This window comes from Roseateles sp., assembly GCF_031397715.1.
In the GTDB taxonomy this organism is placed as follows: Bacteria; Pseudomonadota; Gammaproteobacteria; order Burkholderiales; family Burkholderiaceae_C; genus Paucibacter_A.
In genome coordinates this window covers 1-3,038 of the sequence record NZ_JANNMI010000427.1, presented here as the reverse complement: position 1 = coordinate 3,038, position 3,038 = coordinate 1, and the positions used below count along the sequence as shown (strand labels likewise).

Here is a 3,038-nt window from a genome sequence, read left to right as displayed (position 1 = left end):
CATCGTAGAAGCGGCAGATCAGGTTGACCATGGTGCTCTTGCCCGAGCCGCTGTGGCCGACCAGGCCAATCATCTCGCCCGGCTTGATGTCCAGCGAGAGGCCGCGAATCACCGCCCGGTTGCCATAGCGGAAACCAATGTCCTGAATCTGTATGCCGCCCTGGCAGTTCTGCAGTGGCACCGGGTTGACCGGGTCGGGCACATTGGAATGGTGGTCGAGGATGTCGAAGATGCGCTTGGCGCCGGCGGCGGCCTTTTGCGTCACCGAGACGATCCGGCTCATCGAATCCATGCGGCCGTAAAAGCGGCCGATATAGGCGATGAAGGCGGTCAAGATACCGACGGTGATCTCTTGCTTGGAGACCAGATAGATACCGTAAGCCCACACCACCAGCAGGCCGAACTCGGTCAGCAGCGACACCGTCGGGCCGAACAGGCTCCAGGTCTTGTTCAGCTTGTCATTGATCTTGAGGTTGTTGGCATTGGCCTCGCGAAAGCGCTGTGCTTCGCGTTTTTCTTGCGCAAAGGCCTTCACCACGCGCACGCCGGGGATGGTGTCGGCCAGCACCGAGGTGACCTCGCCCCAGACGCGGTCGATCTTCTCGAAGCCGGTGCGCAGGCGGTCGCGCACCAAATGAATCATCCACGAGATAAATGGCAGCGGCACCAAGGTGACCAGCGCCAGCCAGGGGTTGATCGAGAACAGAATCGCCGCCGTCATCAAGAGCATCAAGACATCGGTGATGAAGTCCAGCGCATGCAGGGACAAAAACACGCTGATGCGGTCGGTCTCGGAGCCGATGCGTGACATCAAGTCGCCCGTGCGCTTATTGCCAAAATACTCCAGCGATAGGCTCAACAGATGCTCAAAAGTGGCGGTGCGCAGATCAGCAGCGATGCGCTCGGACGCCAGCGCCAAGATGTATGTTTTGGCCCAACCCAGCAACCAAGATACCAGCGCCGCACCGAACAGTCCGCTCAGGATCAAGGCCACCAGATACGGGTCGATTGCCTGCCCGGCCTGAAACGGGATCAAAACCCGGTCCATCAACGGGATGCTCAGATAGGGCGCCACCAGCGTCGCGCCGGTTGAACCCAGCATCAGCAAAAAGCCCAGCAAGAGCTGCCCCTGGTAGGGCTTGGCAAAGCGCGCCAAGCGCAGCAGCACCCAGGTCGAAGGCGGCGTGTGCAGTTCGCGCGCGCAGGCCGGGCATGCCTCGCTCTCGGGCGGCAATGGCGCCTGGCAGCTCGGGCAATACTCGGTGTCGTCGATCTGCGCCTGCTCATGGGCGCCAGCCGACTCGATGCGCCGCGTGAACATGTCCTGCCAGCGCTGTGCTTGCAAGTTCATCGCTAACGTGAAGCGCCACAGGCTCAAGCGCCCCTGGGCATTCAGCAACTCCAAGGACCCCACACCCGCGTGATCCGAGATTTGCATGCGCAAATCAGCGCTCAAGGCCCAGTCCGACCATTGCCCAGAGGCCGGGTCCCAGGCCAGCAGGCGCTGCTCGGTCAGCACCAACAGGCCGCGCGCGAAGCGGGACTGTGAATCCAAGTCAACCTCCAGCGGGGCCAACACGTTCTCATGCGGCAGTAGTCGCGCTTGGAGTTCGGGCCATCGCGGGTGCTGCAAGGACACTTCAACTGACATGTGATGACGCAATCTATTTTTGGGCCGGCCGCCTCAAACGGGTCGCCGGCAAGGTCTAGCCTTCGATTTTCACTCATCAAGCAACCGCGGCTGCCGAAATCAAGCACATTGGCGCCGCCGCAGCGGCCAAGCGTTGCCCAAACGTTACGTTAGCGACACCTTGGCTCGGCTCATCAAAGCGGCTCTCAAAGGGCGCACAATTGCGCCAGTTTGGAAATCCACTCCCCTGCATTCGGCTCTTCAACAGCCCCCAACCTCCTCGTCACACATGAGCAAGAAAGAAGCCATCAAGCTGCTGCGCGTCAACTATTTGCGCGGCCCCAATATGTGGACTTACCGTCCCGTGCTGGAGGTCTGGCTCGATTTGGGCGAGCTGGACGACTGGCCCACCCATTTGCTGGACGGCTTCACCGACCGAATGACCAAAGCGCTGCCCGCGTTGATCGAGCATCATTGCGGCGTCGGCGAGCGGGGCGGCTTTTTGCAGCGCCTGGTCGAAGGCACCTGGTGCGGCCATGTGCTCGAGCACATCGTCATCGAGCTGCTGAACCTGGCGGGCATGCCCACCGGCTTTGGCCAAACCCGTTCGACCAGCCAGCGCGGCGTCTACCGCATGGTGTTCCGCGCCCGCGACGAACATGTCGCCCGCAGCGCGCTCGCCGAGGGTCACGCCTTGCTGATGGCCACCATCAATGAAGAGCCTTTCGATGTCAACGCCGCCGTGGCGCGGGTGCGCGAGAAACTCGACGACTGCTACCTCGGACCTTCGACGGCCGCCATCGTTGCCGCCGCGACCGACCGCCGCATCCCGCATATCCGCCTGAACGACGGCAACCTGGTGCAGCTCGGCCATGGCGCGCGCCAGCGCCGCATCTGGACCGCCGAGACCGACATGACCAGCGCCATCGCCGAAGGCATCGCGGGCGACAAAGACCTGACCAAGTCGTTGCTCAAGGCCGTTGGCGTGCCTGTACCTGAGGGCGTGGCGGTCAAGACCGCCGAAGCCGCCTGGGAAGCGGCCGAAGACCTCGGCTTGCCGGTCGTGGTGAAACCGTCGGACGGCAATCACGGCCGCGGCGTCACCTTGGACCTGAATGCACGCGCCGATGTCATGGCGGCCTTTGCGCTGGCCGAGCAACATGGCAGCGAAGTGCTGGTCGAGCGCTACATCCCCGGCAACGAGCATCGCCTGTTGGTGCGGTTGAGCGGGAACTCTTCGGTCAGGCCGCGGCGCGGGTCGTTGTTGATCTGTGAGTCAATCAGTTGGGCGACGGTTTGCACGCCGTCGCCGGTGACATAGGCCACCTCGCCGCGTGCAGCCGCCACCACCCCCCCCCCCACCCCCAACAGGCGATGCAGGTTTCCGGGGGTGTTGCGCTAGACCAGC

1 protein-coding gene and 1 pseudogene are annotated in these 3,038 nt (G+C 62.9%); one reads left to right on the top strand and one right to left on the bottom strand.

What is annotated here, in order from left to right:
• The coding region (locus RMO57_RS18685) for an ABC transporter transmembrane domain-containing protein (RefSeq protein ID WP_310389219.1) at window positions 1-1,651 on the bottom strand (1,651 nt) is incomplete at its 3' end.
• Window positions 1,652-1,919: 268 nt separating this feature from the next.
• On the opposite strand from RMO57_RS18685, the pseudogene RMO57_RS18680 reads away from it, so the two are divergent.
• Window positions 1,920-2,856: pseudogene (locus tag RMO57_RS18680) on the top strand (cyanophycin synthetase family protein); the annotation flags it as partial.
• Between the last annotated feature and the right edge of the window lie 182 nt (window positions 2,857-3,038).